Raw genomic sequence first — 18532 nt, 5'->3', positions numbered from 1 at the left:
TGTCATGTCGAAACGTAATACCCCCCAGCGTCGTCACAATATTCTGGCCTTGCTCAACGAGCAGGGCGAAGTCAGTGTCGACGAATTGGCGAAACGCTTCGAGATCTCGGAGGTGACGATTCGAAAGGATCTTGGCGCGCTTGAAAACAATGGTTTGCTGTTGCGTCGTTATGGCGGTGCCGTCACCATGCCGCAGGAGCTGATAGGCGATAGTTGCCAGCCCGTGTCGAAGTACAAGCAAGCCATCGCTCGCGCTGCGGCATCATGCATTAGCGAGCATGCGCGCATCATCGTCGACAGTGGCAGTACCGCCGCCGCGTTGATTCCTGAGTTGGGCCGACAACCTGGCCTGGTGGTGATGACTAACTCGCTGCACGTTGCGATAGCCCTGAGCGAACTTGAACATGAACCGGTGTTACTCATGACGGGTGGCACATGGGATCCTCATTCCGAATCCTTCCAGGGACAGGTCGCTGAGCAGGTGTTGCGCTCATACGATTTTGATCAGTTGTTCATTGGTGCCGATGGTATTGATTTGAGCCGCGGGACTACGACGTTCAACGAGCTGTTGGGTTTGAGCAGAGTCATGGCGGAGGTCGCGCGCGAAGTCGTCGTGATGGTCGAAGCCGATAAAATAGGTCGCAAAATTCCTAACCTGGAGCTGCCCTGGAGCAGCATCCATACCCTTATTACCGATGATCGTTTACCCACCGAGGTACGCGAACAGATTCAAGCCCGGGGCATAACCTTGATTTGCGCCGCCGTTTGCTAGGAGAGAACCATGTGTGGAATCGTCGGCGCCGTTGCTGAGCGCAATATTACTGCCATTTTGCTCGAAGGCCTGAAACGCCTTGAGTACCGTGGCTACGACAGCGCAGGCGTCGCTATTTTCAGCAATGCCGGGAAGCTGGAACGTTGCCGTCGTTCGGGCAAGGTTGTTGAGTTGGAGCAAGCCCTTGCTGGCGAGCCGTTGGTTGGCCGTTTGGGTATCGCTCACACCCGCTGGGCAACCCATGGCGCCCCGTGCGAGCGTAATGCCCACCCGCATTTCTCCGCTGATGAGGTGGCGGTCGTGCACAACGGCATTATCGAGAACCACGAAGAGCTGCGCGAGCGCTTGAAAGGGCTGGGTTACGTCTTCACGTCGGACACCGACACCGAAGTCATCGTCCACCTCCTGCACCACAAGCTCAAAGACTGTGGCGACCTGACCGTCGCGCTGAAAGCCGCTGTCAAGGAATTGCACGGTGCTTACGGTCTGGCCGTGATCAGTGCCAAACAGCCTGACCGCTTACTCGCCGCCCGCAGTGGTAGCCCGTTGGTGATTGGTCTGGGTCTGGGCGAGAACTTCCTGGCATCCGATCAGCTTGCTTTACGGCAGGTGACTGACCGTTTCATGTACCTGGAGGAAGGCGATATCGCCGAAATCCATCGTGACAGCGTGCAGATCTGGACCCTGGATGGTCTGCCAGTCGAGCGTGAAGTCGTGCAATATCGTGAAGACGCCGAAGCCGCGGATAAGGGCAAGTTCCGTCACTTCATGCTCAAGGAAATCCACGAACAACCTAAAGTCGTGCAGCGCACCCTGGAAGGCCGACTCGGTCAACAGCAAGTGTTGGTGCAGGCGTTCGGTCCGCAAGCTGCTGAATTGTTCGCCAAAGTACGTAATGTGCAAATCGTCGCCTGCGGCACCAGCTACCACGCCGGTATGGTGGCGCGTTATTGGTTAGAAGGTTTGGCTGGTATCCCGTGCCAGGTCGAAGTGGCCAGCGAATTCCGCTACCGCAAAGTAGTGGTGCAGCCTGACACGCTGTTCGTGTCGATCTCGCAGTCGGGCGAAACCGCGGACACCCTCGCGGCCTTGCGTAACGCGAAAGAACTGGGCTTCCTTGGCAGCCTCGCCATTTGCAACGTGAGCATCAGCTCACTGGTGCGTGAGTCCGACCTGACCCTGCTGACCCAGGCCGGTCCGGAAATCGGCGTTGCCTCCACCAAAGCCTTCACCACGCAATTGGTTGCCCTGCTGCTGCTGACCCTGGCGCTTGGACAGGTCAAAGGTACTCTTGAGGACGGCGTTGAAGCTGAACTGGTTGAAGAGCTGCGCCGCCTGCCGACCCGTCTGGGCGAAGCGTTGGCCATGGACAGCACCGTCGAAAAAGTCGCAGAGCTGTTTGCTGAGAAGCACCACACCTTGTTCCTTGGCCGTGGCGCGCAGTTCCCGGTGGCCATGGAAGGTGCGCTCAAGCTCAAAGAGATCTCTTACATTCACGCGGAAGCTTATCCTGCCGGCGAACTCAAACACGGCCCGTTGGCACTGGTCGACAGCGACATGCCGGTCGTGACCGTCGCACCCAACAACGAGTTGCTGGAAAAACTCAAATCCAACCTGCAAGAAGTCCGTGCACGCGGCGGTGAATTGATCGTCTTCGCTGATGAGCACGCCGGTATGAGCAATGGCGTAGGCACCCACGTCATCGCCATGCCGCATATCGTCGACACCCTGGCGCCGATTCTCTACACCATCCCGCTGCAACTGCTGTCCTACTACGTGGCCGTACTCAAAGGCACAGACGTCGACCAGCCGCGCAACCTCGCTAAATCAGTGACTGTGGAATAAGTTATCCACAGGTGGATAAACCGTGAAACTACGAAATAAAGTCTGTCGGAACTAAATAAAGTCTGTCGCTGGCGCCTACGCCCCCTCCGATTCGGTAGCTAGCGACGCTTTCCTCCGCTCCTCCCCGCTCTGGGCGTAGCTCAAGGTTTGAAAGCCCAAAATGATCCTAGCGATTCAGCCAGAGGAGACTATGCGTTCCTTTGTGGAGAGAACTCTTTTTATTAAAGGAAAACACTCTTCCACGGAAGTGTTTCGGAAGTTTCCAAAAAGCCCCTCACGAGCAGATGTTTCGATAATTGCTGAAGCACTGGGATGGTTTGGCTGTTACGGCTTGAACAAGATGCTGCATAGGCATACTAACTATCCTTTCACGGCAGTTTTTAAGAATATTCAAGATATTTCTTACTCTAGGAACGAGTATATAAGTTATTCAAGTTTCTATGATTCAAATAGAAATCCATCAGGTTTTTGCCCGGTTTGTGTTGCAGAGGATATTGAGCGCTTAGGATTTTCTTTCTGGCGGCGTGCTCACTGTTTTAAGCTGAAAGTCTGTGCGGAGCACAATGTAGAGCTAGTCAAACGTTGCCCGCATTGTGACAAGCAGTTTTCCCATGGAGGTCATGATCTGGGGGTGATGTGGAAGGCTTGTGAGGGACGACATCTAAAAAACTGCCCTGTGACGTTGAACACAGATCCATTTGAGTTGAAGAAAGCTCAGATTTTTACGGACATTCTGTCATTCACTCATCACCTTTCGGAGGAGGCGGTTCTCGCGGTCTTAAATGAAAAAATCCATCAAGAAGGAGTCTTCGAGCAAAAAATCTGGAATTCTGAATCCGACAGGTGTTTGGGAGATAAAATTGAAAGGCGGCTGGGAATTGTCAAGAACGCGAGGTCTGTAAACAGGCTTCCATCTGATGAACCCACTGATTTTATTATTCAAGCTATAGTCGAAACCTATGAAAGTTTTGCTGACTTCGTTTGTGATGTGAAAGCTTACGGGGACGAAATTCGGCCGATCGAGTCTCTGTTGTCGACTTATATCGCAGGCCACCAGGAATCAACACATTTCGTTGAAGAGAACTATAAACATGGTGTGGGGTATTGGAGTTGCCCTTTCCCGGCAAAAAAAGTTTGGGGGATGTGGGATTGGCGGCCGGTGTATTATCCCTGCTGTAATTTTGAGCGACCAAAAAGAAAAGGTCCTCAACCTCAACCTGAACTCGTTAAGAATGCACCGCCGGGTATCTACAGGCGGCAATAGGTCTACGAGATCAACCACGTTGATCTTGGCAAGATGCACGACCCAGTAAGCTAAACGTACGACTTCACAAAATGACCAGTTAGCGGGATGCTCTACCGAGGCTCAACTGATCAGCCTCCAACAACGAACTCAGGCACTCCAACTCGCCGAGGGCGCGCAAAACGGCGATCAGATTGATCAAGGTGCCTTTGCCTTGATTGAGCATTAGGTGCAGGGTCTGCCGGCTGATCGCCGCGTTCTCCGCTACTGTCTCAAGGCTGATGTTCCTCTTCAACTGCAGCATTTGAAGGTGTGCCCCTACTGTGGCGGCGAGCACTTGATCCGATTGAATGGAGAGTCGCATAGCATCTATTTTCCTAGACATTAACTGGCCAAAAAGCACTTTACGTCAGGAATTCTAGACAGCGTAGGAAAAGAACATTCATCTACTCGCCGCTTCTGCTGACTCCCCAGACCACGGCGACATGAATGAACTGCCTTGTGATGATCATCGGCTAGGCCATGCAAGGCTTTACATGGGCAGTGAATGACAGCTTCTGTACGGTTACTTCCGTTCGTGACCGGCAGAAATCGGCCAGTTGCAGCCATTCGAAATGCTCTGCGTACTGCCAGTCAAAAACAGACGTCACTTTTGTATCCATGAGCAGCGGCCAGCATCAGGTATAGGCCCCCACCACCCGCTTCACGGTGATCAGCGCCTCACGCAGGGTGTCCATGCTCACCGAGCCGAGCGCCAGCCGGATTGCATGAGGGATGTGAACCGAGGTGGAAAACGGCTCGGCCGTCGACACCGACACGTGCTCGCGCATTAATTCCAGGGCGACCTGATCCGCCCTCGCGTCCTCCGCCAACGGCAGCCACAGGAAGTACGAAGATGGATGACGCACCACTGGCAACCCTGATAGCAACGTGTCGGCCAGCGCCTGCCGGGCTCGGGCGTCCGCGCGCTTTTGCGCTTCCAGCATGTCGACCGTGCCATCGTCGAGCCAGGCGCAGGTGATGGCAGTCATGACGCCGGGTGTGTTCCACGTGGTGGCCTTGACCGTGCGCTTCAATGCGTCCACCCGGTGCACAGGGGCTGCGACAAAGCCGACGCGTAACCCGGTGGCGATGTTCTTGGAAAACCCCGACACATAGAGCGTTCTTTCAGGGGCCAACTCAATGATGGGTGGCGGCGGATCCTGCGCCAGAAACGCGTACGCAGCGTCTTCAATGATCATCAGGTCATGCGCGCGGGCGATTGCCACCAAGCGCTCGCGCTGATCGGCAGGCATCACCCAACCCAACGGATTGTGCAGCGTGGGCATGGTGTACACAGCGCGCACCGAACGACGGCGGCAGAGCGTGGCGAGGGCATCGAGATTCGGCCCCTGAGCAGTGGCAGGAATGGGCGCCACTTCAAGGTGCAATGCCTTGGCCAGCAACTTGAACCCCGGATAGGTCAATGCATCTGCCGCGATCAAGTCACCGGGTTGCAGTAACGCCATCAGGCTCACCGCTAAACCGTGTTGGGCGCCACTGACAATCAGAATCTGCTCGGCATCGACCGTGACGCCACGGTGGATCAGATGACGCGCAATTGAAGCCCGTTCATGCAGGCGGCCCGCATGTGGCTGGTAGCGTAGATGCGCTTCCAGGTCACCGGACAACGCCAGTTGCCGCAAGGCATTGCGCAACAGGTCGGCCTGCCCCGGCACCGCTGGATAGTTGAAATTGAGGTCAATCACCCCCGCCGCGACGTCCGGCTGGTCGATACCTTGGCCGGGCGGCAATGACGTTTCCCGCACGAACGTCCCGCGTCCGGTTTCCCCGCTGACCAGCCCCATGGCCTCCAGTTCTGCATACACCCGGCTGGCGGTGACCAAGGCCAATCCATGGGTGGCCGCGAGCTGGCGGTGTGTCGGCAAACGGGTACCGGGAGACAATCGCCCAGCGCGGATATCGGCTGCAAAGGTGTCTACCAACGACTTGTACCGGGAGCGGGGCATATCGAGATGTATCCATGACAATTTTTTGATTGTCTGGATATTCGGTCATACGATGCGCTTTATGCAACCCAACACGGAGTGGACACTCAATGGAACGCGCCTCTAACCTGCTTAACCCAGCGACAGAAAAACCAGCGAGCGGTGTAATCAATGGCCTCATCGGTGTCGCGATCTTCAGCGGTTCTCTGCCCGCCACTCGCGTCGCCGTGCTGGAATTTGACCCGGTATTTCTGACCGTGGTGCGGGCCGCCATCGCCGGCGTGCTCGCGCTGTGCCTGCTCTTGCTGTTCAAAGAACAGCGCCCGGCACGCCAGCAGTTACTGTCCTTGATCATCGTGGCGATGGGCGTTGTGATCGGTTTTCCGCTGCTGACGGCACTGGCGTTGCAATACGTGACGTCGGCCCATTCCATTGTGTTCGTCGGCCTGCTGCCGCTGGCGACTGCCGCGTTCGGCGTAGTGCGGGGTGGCGAGCGCCCCCGACCGGTGTTCTGGTTTTTCTCGGTCTTAGGCAGCCTGCTGGTCGTCGGGTTTGCCGTCACTCAGGGACTGACAGCCTCACGGACCGGCGACATTCTGATGCTCTTGGCGATTGTTGCATGCGGCCTCGGCTATGCCGAAGGGGCAAAACTTTCCAAAACTTTGGGCGGTTGGCAGGTGATCTGCTGGGCACTGGTGTTGTCGCTGCCGGTCGTGATGCCTTTGACAGCGTGGTTGGCACCCGCTTCGTTTTCGGGCATCAGCACACCGGCGTGGTTGAGCCTGGCTTACGTGTCGCTATTCAGCATGCTGATCGGCTTCGTGTTCTGGTACCGCGGCCTGGTGCAGGGCGGCATCGCTGCTGTCGGGCAGCTTCAACTGCTACAACCCTTTTTTGGCTTGGCGCTGGCCGCCGCACTGCTGCACGAACAGGTCAGCCTTGGCATGCTCGGCGTCACCGTTGCGGTGATCCTGTGTGTCGCCGGCGCGAGAAAGTTTGCCCGCTAGCGGATGTTTCGCGGCTCAACGACTGCTTTGGGTCGATTGTGTTGAAAAAGTCGGAATTTCAGACTGGAAGACATCGAGGTTGGCCGTCACTTCAGAACCTATTCACCACGTTGGGTGGTTTTTCGGTTTTGCGTTGACCGTTGCAGCTTTGTCAGTGGATTAATTTGAGGTTTTTTGCTTACTCCGGGCGCACCTATCCCGTGGTTGGTGGCCCTTGGGAAGTCAGTTTGGCCAGTCTCCGCAGATTCTGTACCGCTGCCGCCAATGTGAACTCATCGCTCGCACCGCTCATACCTCGCAATCGCAAGCGATCCAGTTTCAAGATTCGCTTGAGGTGAGCAAACAACATTTCGACCTTCTTCCGTTCGTGGCGGGAGCATACATATTGAGGCGTCGCGGCGATCCGCCGAGCAACATCACGCGCGGCTTCATGGATGCTACGGGCGATTTTCCGAACCGGAATGCTCGGGCAGCAGCGCTCTTTCATCGAGCATTTCGCGCAGTCGGTTTGTCGTGATCGAAAGATGATGGTGTCGGCTTTCGTGACATGTGAGCGCTGGTTCTTGAAGGCTCGCCACTCGCTGCGCAGGGCATGACCGGTGGGGCAGCGATACTCCTGCGCTTCTTCATTCCATTGAAAATCGCTACTCGAGAGACTGTCGTTCTTGCGCTCGGTTTTGTCCCAAACCGGCACATGTGGCTCGATCTCTTTTTCGTCAACCATCCAGGCCAACATCGGTGCGGTTCCATAAGCGGTATCGCCGATGAGCCGATCCGGCTTGATATCGAAGTGTTCTTCGACCCGCTCAATCATGATTTTGGTGCTCTCGACCTCGGCTGTTCGATGAGCCGGTGTCGGCTCCACATCCATGATCACGCCATGCTCGACATCAATCAGATAGTTCGTCGAGTAAGCGAAGAACGCCGGGCCTCCTGGAGCTGCTGTCCAACGAGCGAGAGGATCGGTCAGCGACAGGCGCTTAGGCAGTGTTTCAGCCAAAGCCTCTTCATCCAGCGCTTCAAGGTACTCACGTACGGCACGAGTACTTAGCGAAGGATCGCTCCAGTTGACGTCTTCATCTCCCGGAACGCCACGCTGCCGATTGGCATCCGCTTTGATGATGCTAGCGTCCACGGCAAAGCCTTCACCCTTGACCAGACCTGCGTCCATGCAGCGGCGCAGCACCTCATTAAACAGCCAACGAAACAGATCGCTGTCCCGGAAACGGCCATGGCGATTCTTGGAAAAAGTAGAGTGATTGGGGACTTCATCTTCAAGGCTCAACCGACAGAACCAGCGGTACGCCAAGTTCAAATGGGCCTCTTCGCACAACCGGCGCTCTGAACGAATGCCGTAGCAATAGCCCACAACCAACATGCGAATCATCAGCTCAGGATCAATCGAAGGACGCCCAATCGGGCTGTAGAAATCGGCGAGGTAATGGCGCAGGTCGCTCAGATCGAGACATCGATCAATGCTGCGCAGGAGGTGATTTGCTGGGATGTGATCTTCAATGTTGAACGAGTAAAACAGCCGTTCCTGTCCACTCGACAATTGTCCCATCATGCTGCGAACCCTCCCGCCGGCCGATGTCCATATTTTGCCAAAGGCCAAGCAGGAGATCTACTTTTTCAACAGAATCGGTCGACTGCTGCCCTTCGCGACAGTCATCAATCGACCCGTTGCGGACATTAGTGTCTATAGAGGACTTGGCAAACCTTACAACCTCAGACCAAAATCCCATGGGAACGTGCCAATTTCTGAAGTTGCCGACACCGCAGCCCAGTTGATCTTCACCTGATCGGCGGGACCTATAAGCGCGGCTTCGTCCTTGTCCCAGCGAAAATCACTTTCCGACAGAGGTCCCGGGATGTGCGGACTTAGCGCTCCGAAAGCGATGTAATGCCAGGCCCCTCGCGGACCCTCGCGGCCGCTGATGAGTAGTTCACTGTGCCGGGTCGATTCATTGAACTCTAATGAGAGATGATCCACCTCAAGGTCAGACAGGGCTATTTTCCCTAGTGGCGGGCAATCGAAATGCATTGCTGGAAACTCAAAGATCGTAGTTTCATCTGTGAGTGCTACAGCGAGCGTCAATAGAGAATGGCTTGCGTCGAATGTAAGAGAAACCAGGGAGTCGGAAAATCGGTAGCCCCACCAATTCTCAGCGATCCTATTCGGGGGCCCTAGTTGCTCCTTGATCCATTCTGCAGGTGCTCCCAATTCGATGCCCGTGAAGATATTTTCAGGCGTTTTTCGGGGCTGTAATAGGACGGTCGGTCGTGCGATTCTGGATCTCAAGGTTTTAATACCTTGCCTTCCCATTGCAAGCCACAGCAGTAAAGCGCTGCCGAGGAATCCGCCGACGGCATTAATAGCAATATCAGTTAAGTGCAGAGATGTAGTCAATTCGATGAGTGTGCTCATGGCAGTACTTTAGATCAGTTGAAGCCTTTAGTGGTAGACGTCATTTCTTCGCCTCGTGGTAGCCAAAAGGCCGCTCTTGGCCGATTGCGGTTATTTGCGACGGGCAGCAATCCACAACCCAAAGCGGCCATACACGAAGGCTCAGTTACAAAACGCGTAAATGCGGTTTAGTGGACGAGATTGAGTGCGTTGTTGGCCCGCTCACCACAGCAATGCTTCAACTTCATCATATTTCTCAGCCACTTTAAGGAAGGGGGCCGCCCAACCACTGCTCAGACTGACTTCTTGCAGTGGACCGGTTGGAGCAAACAGAACAGCAAATTTTATCCTTTCGGGTAACACGCCAGATTTCAGCGTGCTGACCAAACCTAGCAATTCTCTCTTTGCCTGTTCTTCGCCCTCCCAACTTGACCAGCAGAAGTCATTGTCCGGAAGAGAAATCAGCTCAATGGCAGCTTCAAGTACATGGATGAGACTTTCAATAGGGAAGTCATGATTTAACTCTCCATGAATCAGCTGCTTTGCACGATCCAAATTCATAGGGTGACTGACTCTTCCTGTTCGTGGAGGTTAAAACAGCATTGAGGCTAGCGCGTACAGGATGGAGAAACAAGGGAAAAGACCCTACTGCCGAACGTCTGCTTTTGGCCGATTCTGTTGAAAAAGTCGGCCTTAGTTTCCATGGCAAAAAAGTAAGCGCCTGAGATAGAAATCCAGAATTTTCGCAGAGGCATTCGGACTGAGATTTCACGTAGCAGCGTGCTAAAAGGCGCTTTCACCGATCAATTTTTCGGCAGTTTAAGAAAACCGACTTTTTCAACACAATCGGCCGATTGCTGCCCTCGCGAACGGTTGAATCTACATCCCATACGCCGGCAATCAATGCCCAAACGCCGCCACTCAGATGTGCCGTTCGCCTGTTTGACGATTAGGTAAAGCGCGCCGGCGCCATTCAGGGTGTAGCTGAGTCGCTCGACTTCGGCGTCAGAACTATCGCGCCGCCGATCACTTCAATGGTCAGTACGTCGCCGATGCTCAGTCCTAAACTGGCGAGAAGGTCCGGCCGCAAGTCAATGATGACGTCGCCACTTCCATCCGCAGGATCTTGTCATTTCACTGTCCAGCGTTGGGCTTCGGTCATGACGTTACTCACACTTTGGTCTTGGCGGGCAGAGGTCGTAGTCGTCGATCTTGTTCGACCTTTAGCTAGCTACGCTCGGATGCATTAATACCCTATCCGTGGTCGAGGAGATCTTGCGGCTTGAAGCGACCCAGCACCGTAGACAGGTATGCTCTGGACTCGGGGTATTGGCCCCGATTTTCTAGGCAAGTCGAGAGCATGGGGATCATGGCGTACAGCTGGGCCATTGTGACCGGACCGCGCTGCGGTAAAGCGATCGACTCGCACGCGTTATGCAACATGCTCAGTAGCCGATAATCCCGGGCCTCCCAGTCAACATGGTGTTTGTTCACGTGCGCAGGTTTGGCGAAGGTTTGCTCTTCGGCTATCAGCCAGGCTTTGTCGTTTCGATAAAGCCAGGCGTAGAGAGGAGGCATTGTGTTCCTCAAAGCCTGAACTCCCAATTCAGGATACAAACTGTGCAAGTGTTGCCACTGACTCCTGTGCTCATCAATCTCGCGGCGGTGCCTAGCTTTAAGTGCTATGGCGTAGGTCGCTGGATGGGCACGTAGTAGCTTATTGATCGTGGAGACAGTGATTTGAAACTCGTCACAAAGCACCTGTTTCGACACGCCCTCAGCCAGTCTTGAAAGCAGATCCTCCTTGAGCTGGCCTTTTAGTCGTTTGGGCCTGGGAGCGTTTTTGGCTGGAGCCCCAGAGCTTGATAGCGAGACTCGCTTATCAGGTAACCGCGATGGAGTGCGTGCCACTTGCTGGGCTGATCTGGCCACTTCGGCTTTGTAGGCCTCTAGAAACGAGTGCAGGTCATCAAATAGCCAATCAATCAGAATCAGATGTTTCAGAGGATGAATGCTTCCGCGGGGGGTACGGACAAACTGGTTCACAAATGACTCTGAGCTTTTTTTGTCTGTCGGCAATGATTCAAAAAGATGAAAGCGGCGAAGCGGCTCGGTGCGGTCGAGCAGTGATGCAGATCTGCTCCCGTGGAGTAAAGCTGTTCGATAGGCCGTGGCGACGGCGCAAGGTTCGAAGGACCTCGCTCGGCCGATGGACGCAAGGTCGATGACATTGTCCGCCAAGGCCAAAAAAACTGGACGTGACCAGAGTTTCTGAGATGAGGTCTGTTCGATCAAGAATTCCTTGGCAGGTAGCGACCATTCAAACCGACCAGACCACCGTCTACTTTTGGTGGATGCCATGAGCCAAGCTTCATGGCGTGGACAGATCAACACACCTGGATATTGGTGTGTGAGGTGCCAGTAAGCTATGCCATGGGCGTGCACATCCTCGCGCATACAGTACGGACATGCTTTCAACGGGTGTTCAGCGCCAAAGCCGCTTGATACCAGGCCAAGTCGATATTTAATTGAATCAAGGCGTTCGCTTTTTACAGTTCTTATCGCGTCTTCAATTTTAACTTTATTTTGAAATGGAACAAATAGTGGGAATATTGTGTGATTAAGAAGAATAGATTCTGCACTGCCCCAGTATTCGAACCCAGTTCGTTCTAACGCTGAAATTCCGCAGGGGATATCATGTTTTATAAATTGTTGACGTAGTCCCAACACCGAGGTAGATGTCGTCCCAGGGTTTAAGTTACCCATTACCAGATGCTGTCGACTGCACAAACTGAACAGTGTCTCGTCGGGTAGCCAGTCCAGCCGAGGGAATGGCCTTGCCACCCATTCCTGACCTGAAGCGGCGCTCATGCGGCCTCCTAGTCGGGGTCAGAGGAGATTAGTATAGCGGCCGGCACCTCGCGCTTCGTATCCATTCCACCTAAACAGCGGATGGTTATTCACGAATCTGAGGTCTCATAACCGTAGGCATCTACCGCTAGTTTTTAATTTCTTTATCATCTAGGTGTGCCAGTTTTTAGCCGTCCAAGCACCGAAAATACTGGAAATTCAGCATAAATCCGCCGTCGGAGGCGGAACTTAGCTGATTTATTCCGGTTGTCAATTGCCATTTTTCGGCGTTACCATGCGGCGTTAAGTAACGGTTACTAAAGGCATGACTGGAACTGAAAGTGCACGACAAGCAAGCGATGAAAACTCTGCCTAATTAACGGAGAGGCAGCTGCCAAAGTGCAGACAGCTAAAATTAGATAGTTGCCTGCCTATTAATCAGGCCTGAGGAAAACAAAATGGAAACTGGATAGAAGACCCAGGAGCCAGATAGACAAAGGCCCAAGTGTGACCTTGGGCCTTTGAGGATAAGTCAGCTTTCGACTCCTGACGAATCCATTGTCCATTCACTAGCGTAGGGCGTCAAGCCCTGCACGGCTCCGCTCATCCCGAGAAAAGTAAATTGCGCGTAATGCGGCCATCGGCGTGCCAGCGCGCTATTGGACTACTTATTCATCCGATTCAGGTGGGCTGTTATACGTTGCCTGCTAAGGATGAATGGACGATGGATTAAATTAGTGGATCTTAAAAAATCGTTACTTCGCATTATAGGTCGACAAGGCCGCTTCAAGTGGGGAGATAACTACTTAGCCGGAATTTACTCAGTCCCTGGTGAGGCTCCCAAGGGCTCTCGTATTTGCCGCCTTAATAGCAGGAAGCTTGGCCGAGCACTGCATCTTCTTTCTACACCTGAAAGGATCTTCGCCCAACTGGCTCTTTATAATACCGATGTATTTGAGTTGCATGAGCAGAAAATGCTCAGTCCAATTCCACACGTTCATCCACTTCAAGGGCACCCCTTAACTGCTGGACTGGAACTTCTGCCGGTGAAGGGAACATCATTGGTGGCAGAGGAAATCGGGCTTAAACACGCGACCGTAGTCGTGACCTACGGTGATGGTGAACGCCAGAGGGTTCCCCACCCCTATCTTGGCGATCTTCTTCTCTATATCCAGCCGCAAGGCTCAGTCCCCTACGCTGTGAACTGGACAGTGAAGTTGAGTGCGATGGATTTTGACGAGGTTGCTCGGGGAAGCTTGAAGAGCCTTGCGAAACAAAAAGAAGACCGCGAGAAAGCTCGCTTGCGGCATGCCTTGGAAGAGGCGTACTACCATAGTGCAGGTATCAGGACTGTGAGGGTTTCTAGGGACCTGTTGGACCCAGTCTTGGTGGCCAACTTGGATCTTCTATATAGCTATCATGATCGCGAAATCTGCCTCGAATCAAATCTTCTCGAGGACTTCTCACATGACGTCAGAGACTGTGTCACTCATGGGAGACCAGTAGCGTCCGTTGCCTTAATGTACGGAAAACAGTGGGGACGGCGTGATCTGTTTCTTACGAAGATCTACAAAGACATATGGGAGCGCAAGCTCCAGGTCAGTTTGTTTGACCCTATTCTTATCGATCATCCATTGGTGACGGATGCGCCGGATGTTCTGCAAGTCTATGGCTCACTTTTTGCCGGACTGCCCGAATGATAACTGGCTCCAAGCTGAAAGCACCTGAGGGATTCAGAGGGCTGACGAAGGATGTCGAATACTATTTTCTTGCAAGTGCCGGCAAGGCGAATAGGGCGCGCCTTGTATTTTTTGATGAAAAAGGCACCACTGCGAGTTTGCTAACGTTTTCCCGGCCTGAATTTGATCTGGCATTGACCAATGGTGATCTTTTGGAATGTGGCAGTGACGCCACACCTCCCTGGTTGCAGGCCATCAGGGGTATTTCAGTGGATCAATTGGAAATGGATCGGGTAAGGCCAACGAAAAGCTACGATGAAATGGTAAACAAGCGTTACCTCGCCATAGCGGATTTGGTAGACGATGCTGAGGAGATCCTCTCCAGCGACAATCCCGAGTCGATCATCAATGCCTATGCCGCCAACCAGTCCCCCTCTCAGAACGCCGCCCGGTTGAGGTTTTGGTTTTTTACCTATCTGGTATTCGGCCGCTCGAAGTGGGCGCTTATGCCTAAGTTCGACCGTTGTGGAACAGGCAAGAGGGAACAGGCCGCAGACGGGCAAATGTTGGGACGTCCGCCTAGGTCGGGACGCAAATCCCGATTCCCCGCCACGCCCGAAATGCAGGCTTCTATTATTAATGGGTTCATCAATTACAATGATAAAACAAAATCTGACGCTGAGATTTTTGGTGCCGTGCTAGTAGGTGAGTTCGGTTGTATTCCTCTAACAACTTCAGAGGGAAGTAAGAAGTTCTATCATCCTGAAGGGAAGCCATTTCCCACAAAAGGACAGTACGACTACTATCTTGGTCAGGTGATAAGCACCAAGGCGTATAGGAAAGCACGCAGAGGTCCCAGCGGTGCTCGAGCAAAGTCTGGAATTGTTGGAAGCTTCGCTCACGATCTCGTCAATGTTAACCAACTTGTTGAGTTCGATGGTTATAACCCCAAAGGAAAAATATCTGGTTTGCTGGAAGGATCCGCTATGGATTCGGCTTGTATAGTTCGAGGGGTGTGTGGCCAGTCTGGTGCCGTCGTCGCCTTGGGATTCTCCGAAAACAAAGAGAATATGGAAGCTTACCGGATGGCCCTGTTTTCGACGGCCATAGGTAAGGTCAAATATGCCTCGTTATTTGGATTGACGATTAGAGAAGAGGACTGGCCCACTTATGGTCTGCCACAAAACATCGTCTTCGATCGTGGACCTGGCTCCACCATGGGCGTACCAAATCGTTCAGAAGCAGTCGCTCGTGGCGAGATGATGAGTTGGCTATCCAGGCTCGAGCTCACTCCGACCCACTCGGGTCAGTCGAAAGCGACGGTCGAATCGTCACATCCTCGGACCAAGTCTGACAATGATCAGCAAACACATTTTCATAGCTCGCTCAACTTTGTGGAGATGTGCAAGCGGCATATTTTGCAAGCTATTTATGATAATAACGCTTCTGATGCTGAGGGGAGAATGACACCTGAAATGCTGGAAGTGGGCTTCAGTCCAACCCCACATAATATTTACAAGTTCTACAGTGATCTTGGTTACGATGCGGGAACGGAGGTTACTTTCGACTACGCCGTGCGAGAGTTCCTGACTCCTCATCCGGCACACATTAAAAGAAGTGGGGTTTATTTTTATGGCCGTAAGTACAACTCTTCAAAGCTGATAGATACCGAAGTTTTTGACAGGATTGCGCTCAATGGCCAGATACGGGTCTCAGCTTATGTGATGACCATGTGTGTCAGACATATCTGGATCGAGTTAGAGGGTGTCTTGTACGAACTCGATTTTGTAAAGCCAGCGAGCGTCCATCCCAGCAGTGTCGACATTTCGCTCTCGGATCTTCAAGTGCTCAATGAGAATCGGCTGAGCGGCAAGGCGAAGCTTCGTGAAGAACAGCCCGCGATCCTCCAGGATCGCAATGCCCAGTTTCTTCACGCAACAAGCAAAGCCTGGGACAGTGGTACTCGCAAGCTGGGGCGTCCTGCAAAGGGCGGAGCGGCCGAGCGTGATGCCGCCGACCAGAAGCGGTTGATGGGGAAAGGCCATGACTAACATCTTTTCCACGCGCTTTGACGGACCGGACACGCCGGCTGATATCCGGCGGTTGGTTACAGTGCATCCTGATCCGGTGACCGGTCTTGAGGAGTTGAGTCCCGCATTGGCCGCTGAGCGTTTGTCGGAGGCCCTGAAGACGATTTTCCTTCCCAACCAGTTTTCTTTGGACTTCATCAAAGACAGCGTTGACCGTGCGCGCAGCTTTTCGGCCGAGAGCTTTTCCACTGACCAGCAATATCAGCGGCGGCTGTATCACCCCCCTGAGGAGGAGGCGTTCCCTACTTGCCTTACCGGCCTTGCTGGCATTGGGAAGAGCCAAACTATTAGAGCGCTGATGAAGGTAATGCCTGGACCTGCTCCTTATGCATCGGCTCATTACCATGAACCGCATACCTTAATCTCGTACTGGTACGCCAGCGCAAGGGGGAAGGCTGGCGGCAGGCAGTTGTTGGAAGACTTCCTCGGCGGCGACGCGGCAGGAGTTAGAGCGAACACATCAAAGCTGCTGACGGAGTGCCGGCGTAGGGTCAATCGTGACGGTGTATCACTAATGATGCTCGAAGAGATGCAGCATCAGAGCACTGGTCAAGGCATAGCCCGGGTCACGGATATTCTCCTCACCGTGGCCGGGCTGGGGATTCCGATGATCTATGTGGCGAACTACAGCTTGGGCCACAAACTGCTGACAAGAAACAGTGAGGACAAGCAACGGCTTCTATCCGACCTCCGCGTCATGCTGCCGGACCATCCTGACTCGAAAGCTTGGGAGGAATATGTTCGAGAATGCATCCGGGTGAGTGGACGACGCGTATCCGCAGATCCAGCCGCCCTTGTACATGAGCTGTATCGCTGGACGTTCGGTATAAAGCGTCTGGCGGTTCAACTGATCAAGGTGGCGTATCTCGAAGCCCGTGCGGCCCGTCGCCATACGATTACTCTGGAGGACGTCAACAATGCATACCTTTCAGCCTCGTACTCCAGCAGTAGGGACGACGTCGAGGAGCTAATTCGCCTCAGCGTTCATAAGAGCAAAACCGGGGGCAGGCCTGACCTTCGTTGCCCGTTCCCGGTGCCGATGCCATCAAACGTCTTGAGCTTTGCCAGGGACGATCGTGCTTCACGGGTGAGCGAGAAGGTTTTTGTTTCATCCCTTACAGCCGAGGAGCGCAAGACTTTCGAGCAGCTCCATCCACCGGGTTCACCTTCCAATCCATCTTCGAAGCCAAAGCGTGAGAAGAAACCAGCCTTACCCAAGCAAACTCGGGAGGGCTTGGAGGATGCATACAGCCGACTGCTATTCGAATCCAAAGGGTCGCCTAAGCCGCGAGGGCCTGCAAAGTAAGCGCTATGAAAGCATTGCTGCCAGCTTTATCTCGAGGGTGTCGCCTGCAATCGCGCAGGCAACACCTGCGCGGCCGAGCCCAACAGCATCAATTCGTTTGGGGACCTCAAGCAAACGTCTGCGATGTTGACGTGTATAACTGTCGCGCCAGATGCCAATGCGATTTCAGGAATATCCGCCGCAGGCCTGACGACTCCTGAAGTCCCCACGGAGATCAGGGCGTCGCAATTTCTGACGTCGGCCATTGCTGCTTTCCAGGCTCCAGCAGGCAGATCCTCTCCAAACCACACAACTCCAGGCCGGAGTTTCCCATTGCACCGTGTGCACCGGGGCGGCTCTACCCATTCTCCTGCTGCAGAAACCTGAAATTGATCAGTCGTGATTACCGCCGGACGCCTGCAGGCAACGCAGATCGGATTGATCAAGCTGCCGTGCAAATGCACGACGTTCTGAGACCCCGCGCGCTCGTGCAGGTCATCGATATTCTGAGTGATGACCGAAACCTATTTGCCGGTGGTCGCCAGTCGGCTAATCGAAAGATGAGCGGCGTTTGGTTGGGCCTGGCCAGCTTGGGAGCGCCGCCACAGATACCACCCCCTAAACCAGTTGAGGGGTCTCTCGAAAAAGCCCGTGCCGTTTACAATCTTTCAGGGGCGTGTTTCTCCCAGAGGCCTGTGAGCTTTTCGCGAAATGTTGGAATTCCACTTGCAGCACAGATGCCGGCACCGGTGAAAAAAACGACTTTTCGAGCGGCGGCCAAGGCTCCGACGGCTCTATCCCAACCGTTCATCTGGGGATTTTCGCGTCTGCAGCGTAAACGATCGGGGAGTGATAGCTGCTTTCGATTGAGGAGCTGAAGACTGGACCCGATGGGGATACGTCAGAATCTGATGCTTCTTCAATCCGTCCAGCAAGGAGCATCTGGAACTGGTCTGGGTAGTGACGCAGGAGAAATTTGGCGTCACGGCGTATCCGCTCTGGCAGCGAGGAATCTCGAGATAGCTCGAGCAGAAACTCTCCCGTTTGGATGACTGCCCGGGTGCGTTCATTCGGCATGGTCATATTGAGGCCCTCAGAAACATCGCGCAGCAGTGCTTGGCCACTCATGCTCCGCAGGTCTTCAGTTTAGCTCTCACGGGCTGGCCTAAAGGCAAAACAGGCCGATCTGCATCTTGCTCCGTGGCTCTCGATGTTTCTCCTTCGATGGAAAGACGACATTGTACGAGTGCTGCTCCCGTTTGCTGGAGAAGAGGTTCATTCGTGAGGCCGTGTCGTCCAGCTACATAGGCCTCTAGGTCGACGAGTACCTGTCCTACAAGAGAAGGTTTCGCTCAATCTAGTTCAA

General features: G+C 53.8%; 15 protein-coding genes and 1 pseudogene. 7 read left to right on the top strand and 9 right to left on the bottom strand.

Going from position 1 to position 18532, the window contains the following annotated elements:
* Positions 1 to 4: 4 nt before the first annotated feature.
* The 3 genes from RHM55_RS14835 (at position 5) to RHM55_RS14825 (ending at position 3881) form a co-directional block, all read left to right on the top strand.
* The gene (locus RHM55_RS14835; RefSeq protein WP_322177102.1) at positions 5 to 772 is read left to right on the top strand and encodes a DeoR/GlpR family DNA-binding transcription regulator; all 768 of its coding nucleotides are present in this window, start codon (positions 5 to 7) and stop codon (positions 770 to 772) included.
* Between the two features lie 9 nt (positions 773 to 781).
* Entirely contained in the window at positions 782 to 2617 is a 1836-nt protein-coding gene (gene glmS / locus RHM55_RS14830; protein ID WP_322177101.1) for a glutamine--fructose-6-phosphate transaminase (isomerizing), read from the top strand.
* 160 nt (positions 2618 to 2777) lie between these two features.
* Positions 2778 to 3881, top strand: a complete 1104-nt coding sequence (locus RHM55_RS14825; protein WP_322177100.1) for a TniQ family protein — start codon at positions 2778 to 2780, stop codon at positions 3879 to 3881.
* Between the two features lie 79 nt (positions 3882 to 3960).
* Here the strand turns inward: RHM55_RS14825 and RHM55_RS14820 are convergent, their stop codons facing one another.
* Positions 3961 to 4224, bottom strand: coding sequence for a hypothetical protein (locus RHM55_RS14820; protein ID WP_322177099.1), 264 nt, complete (start codon positions 4222 to 4224; stop codon positions 3961 to 3963).
* Between the two features lie 313 nt (positions 4225 to 4537).
* Positions 4538 to 5869: a PLP-dependent aminotransferase family protein gene (locus tag RHM55_RS14815; RefSeq protein ID WP_322177098.1), complete on the bottom strand. Its 1332-nt coding sequence runs from the start codon at positions 5867 to 5869 to the stop codon at positions 4538 to 4540.
* An 89-nt stretch (positions 5870 to 5958) separates the two neighbouring features.
* On the opposite strand from RHM55_RS14815, the gene RHM55_RS14810 reads away from it, so the two are divergent.
* Positions 5959 to 6855, top strand: coding sequence for a DMT family transporter (locus tag RHM55_RS14810; RefSeq protein ID WP_322177097.1), 897 nt, complete (start codon positions 5959 to 5961; stop codon positions 6853 to 6855).
* 193 nt (positions 6856 to 7048) lie between these two features.
* On the opposite strand, the gene RHM55_RS14805 is transcribed toward RHM55_RS14810, so the two are convergent.
* The 5 genes from RHM55_RS14805 to RHM55_RS14790 form a co-directional block, all read right to left on the bottom strand.
* Positions 7049 to 8422 (bottom strand): IS1182 family transposase, encoded by a 1374-nt coding sequence (locus RHM55_RS14805; protein WP_322177096.1) that lies wholly within the window; start codon positions 8420 to 8422, stop codon positions 7049 to 7051.
* 153 nt (positions 8423 to 8575) lie between these two features.
* On the bottom strand, positions 8576 to 9283 hold the full coding sequence (locus RHM55_RS14800) for a hypothetical protein (protein ID WP_322177095.1): 708 nt from the start codon (positions 9281 to 9283) through the stop codon (positions 8576 to 8578).
* A 201-nt stretch (positions 9284 to 9484) separates the two neighbouring features.
* Positions 9485 to 9823: a hypothetical protein gene (locus RHM55_RS14795; RefSeq protein WP_322177094.1), complete on the bottom strand. Its 339-nt coding sequence runs from the start codon at positions 9821 to 9823 to the stop codon at positions 9485 to 9487.
* Positions 9824 to 10235: 412 nt separating this feature from the next.
* A complete protein-coding gene (locus RHM55_RS25955) occupies positions 10236 to 10352 on the bottom strand; it encodes an AbrB/MazE/SpoVT family DNA-binding domain-containing protein (RefSeq protein ID WP_416151982.1) in 117 nt (38 codons plus the stop codon).
* 164 nt (positions 10353 to 10516) lie between these two features.
* Positions 10517 to 12133, bottom strand: a complete 1617-nt coding sequence (locus RHM55_RS14790) for a TnsD family Tn7-like transposition protein (RefSeq protein WP_322177093.1) — start codon at positions 12131 to 12133, stop codon at positions 10517 to 10519.
* Between the two features lie 716 nt (positions 12134 to 12849).
* Between RHM55_RS14790 and RHM55_RS14785 the strand changes: the two genes are divergently transcribed.
* Genes RHM55_RS14785 through RHM55_RS14775 form a run of 3 tightly spaced genes read left to right on the top strand, consistent with a single transcriptional unit; the run spans position 12850 to position 17187 of the window.
* The gene (locus RHM55_RS14785) at positions 12850 to 13812 is read left to right on the top strand and encodes a hypothetical protein (protein ID WP_322177092.1); all 963 of its coding nucleotides are present in this window, start codon (positions 12850 to 12852) and stop codon (positions 13810 to 13812) included.
* On the top strand, positions 13809 to 15842 hold the full coding sequence (locus RHM55_RS14780; protein ID WP_322177091.1) for a transposase: 2034 nt from the start codon (positions 13809 to 13811) through the stop codon (positions 15840 to 15842). The genes RHM55_RS14785 and RHM55_RS14780 overlap by 4 nt, the downstream gene beginning before the upstream one ends.
* Complete coding sequence (locus RHM55_RS14775) at positions 15835 to 17187, top strand: transposase (protein WP_322177090.1); 1353 nt, start codon at positions 15835 to 15837, stop codon at positions 17185 to 17187. The genes RHM55_RS14780 and RHM55_RS14775 overlap by 8 nt, the downstream gene beginning before the upstream one ends.
* Positions 17188 to 17213: 26 nt before the next feature.
* Here RHM55_RS14775 and RHM55_RS14770 read toward each other — a convergent pair.
* Both RHM55_RS14770 and RHM55_RS14765 read right to left on the bottom strand, forming a co-directional pair.
* Positions 17214 to 17977 (bottom strand): annotated as a pseudogene (locus RHM55_RS14770) (SIR2 family NAD-dependent protein deacylase).
* Entirely contained in the window at positions 17974 to 18294 is a 321-nt protein-coding gene (locus RHM55_RS14765; RefSeq protein ID WP_322177089.1) for a BPSL0761 family protein, read from the bottom strand. The pseudogene RHM55_RS14770 and the gene RHM55_RS14765 overlap by 4 nt, the downstream one beginning before the upstream one ends.
* Positions 18295 to 18532: the final 238 nt, after the last annotated feature.

The sequence above is a fragment of the Pseudomonas sp. MH9.2 genome, assembly GCF_034353875.1.
Taxonomy (GTDB): Bacteria; Pseudomonadota; Gammaproteobacteria; order Pseudomonadales; family Pseudomonadaceae; genus Aquipseudomonas.
The sequence above is the reverse complement of the archived record's forward strand: the minus strand, read 5'-3'. Positions and strand labels throughout refer to the sequence as shown.

Excerpts from the sequence above, each read along its gene's own strand:
- RHM55_RS14835 (WP_322177102.1), top strand. The coding sequence starts at position 5 with ATGTCGAAACGTAATACCCCCCAGCGTCGTCACAATATTCTGGCCTTG.
- glmS (WP_322177101.1), top strand. The coding sequence starts at position 782 with ATGTGTGGAATCGTCGGCGCCGTTGCTGAGCGCAATATTACTGCCATT.
- RHM55_RS14825 (WP_322177100.1), top strand. The coding sequence starts at position 2,778 with ATGATCCTAGCGATTCAGCCAGAGGAGACTATGCGTTCCTTTGTGGAG.
- RHM55_RS14820 (WP_322177099.1), bottom strand. The coding sequence starts at position 4,224 with ATGCGACTCTCCATTCAATCGGATCAAGTGCTCGCCGCCACAGTAGGG.
- RHM55_RS14815 (WP_322177098.1), bottom strand. The coding sequence starts at position 5,869 with ATGCCCCGCTCCCGGTACAAGTCGTTGGTAGACACCTTTGCAGCCGAT.
- RHM55_RS14810 (WP_322177097.1), top strand. The coding sequence starts at position 5,959 with ATGGAACGCGCCTCTAACCTGCTTAACCCAGCGACAGAAAAACCAGCG.
- RHM55_RS14805 (WP_322177096.1), bottom strand. The coding sequence starts at position 8,422 with ATGATGGGACAATTGTCGAGTGGACAGGAACGGCTGTTTTACTCGTTC.
- RHM55_RS14800 (WP_322177095.1), bottom strand. The coding sequence starts at position 9,283 with ATGAGCACACTCATCGAATTGACTACATCTCTGCACTTAACTGATATT.
- RHM55_RS14795 (WP_322177094.1), bottom strand. The coding sequence starts at position 9,823 with ATGAATTTGGATCGTGCAAAGCAGCTGATTCATGGAGAGTTAAATCAT.
- RHM55_RS14790 (WP_322177093.1), bottom strand. The coding sequence starts at position 12,133 with ATGAGCGCCGCTTCAGGTCAGGAATGGGTGGCAAGGCCATTCCCTCGG.
- RHM55_RS14780 (WP_322177091.1), top strand. The coding sequence starts at position 13,809 with ATGATAACTGGCTCCAAGCTGAAAGCACCTGAGGGATTCAGAGGGCTG.
- RHM55_RS14775 (WP_322177090.1), top strand. The coding sequence starts at position 15,835 with ATGACTAACATCTTTTCCACGCGCTTTGACGGACCGGACACGCCGGCT.
- RHM55_RS14765 (WP_322177089.1), bottom strand. The coding sequence starts at position 18,294 with ATGAGTGGCCAAGCACTGCTGCGCGATGTTTCTGAGGGCCTCAATATG.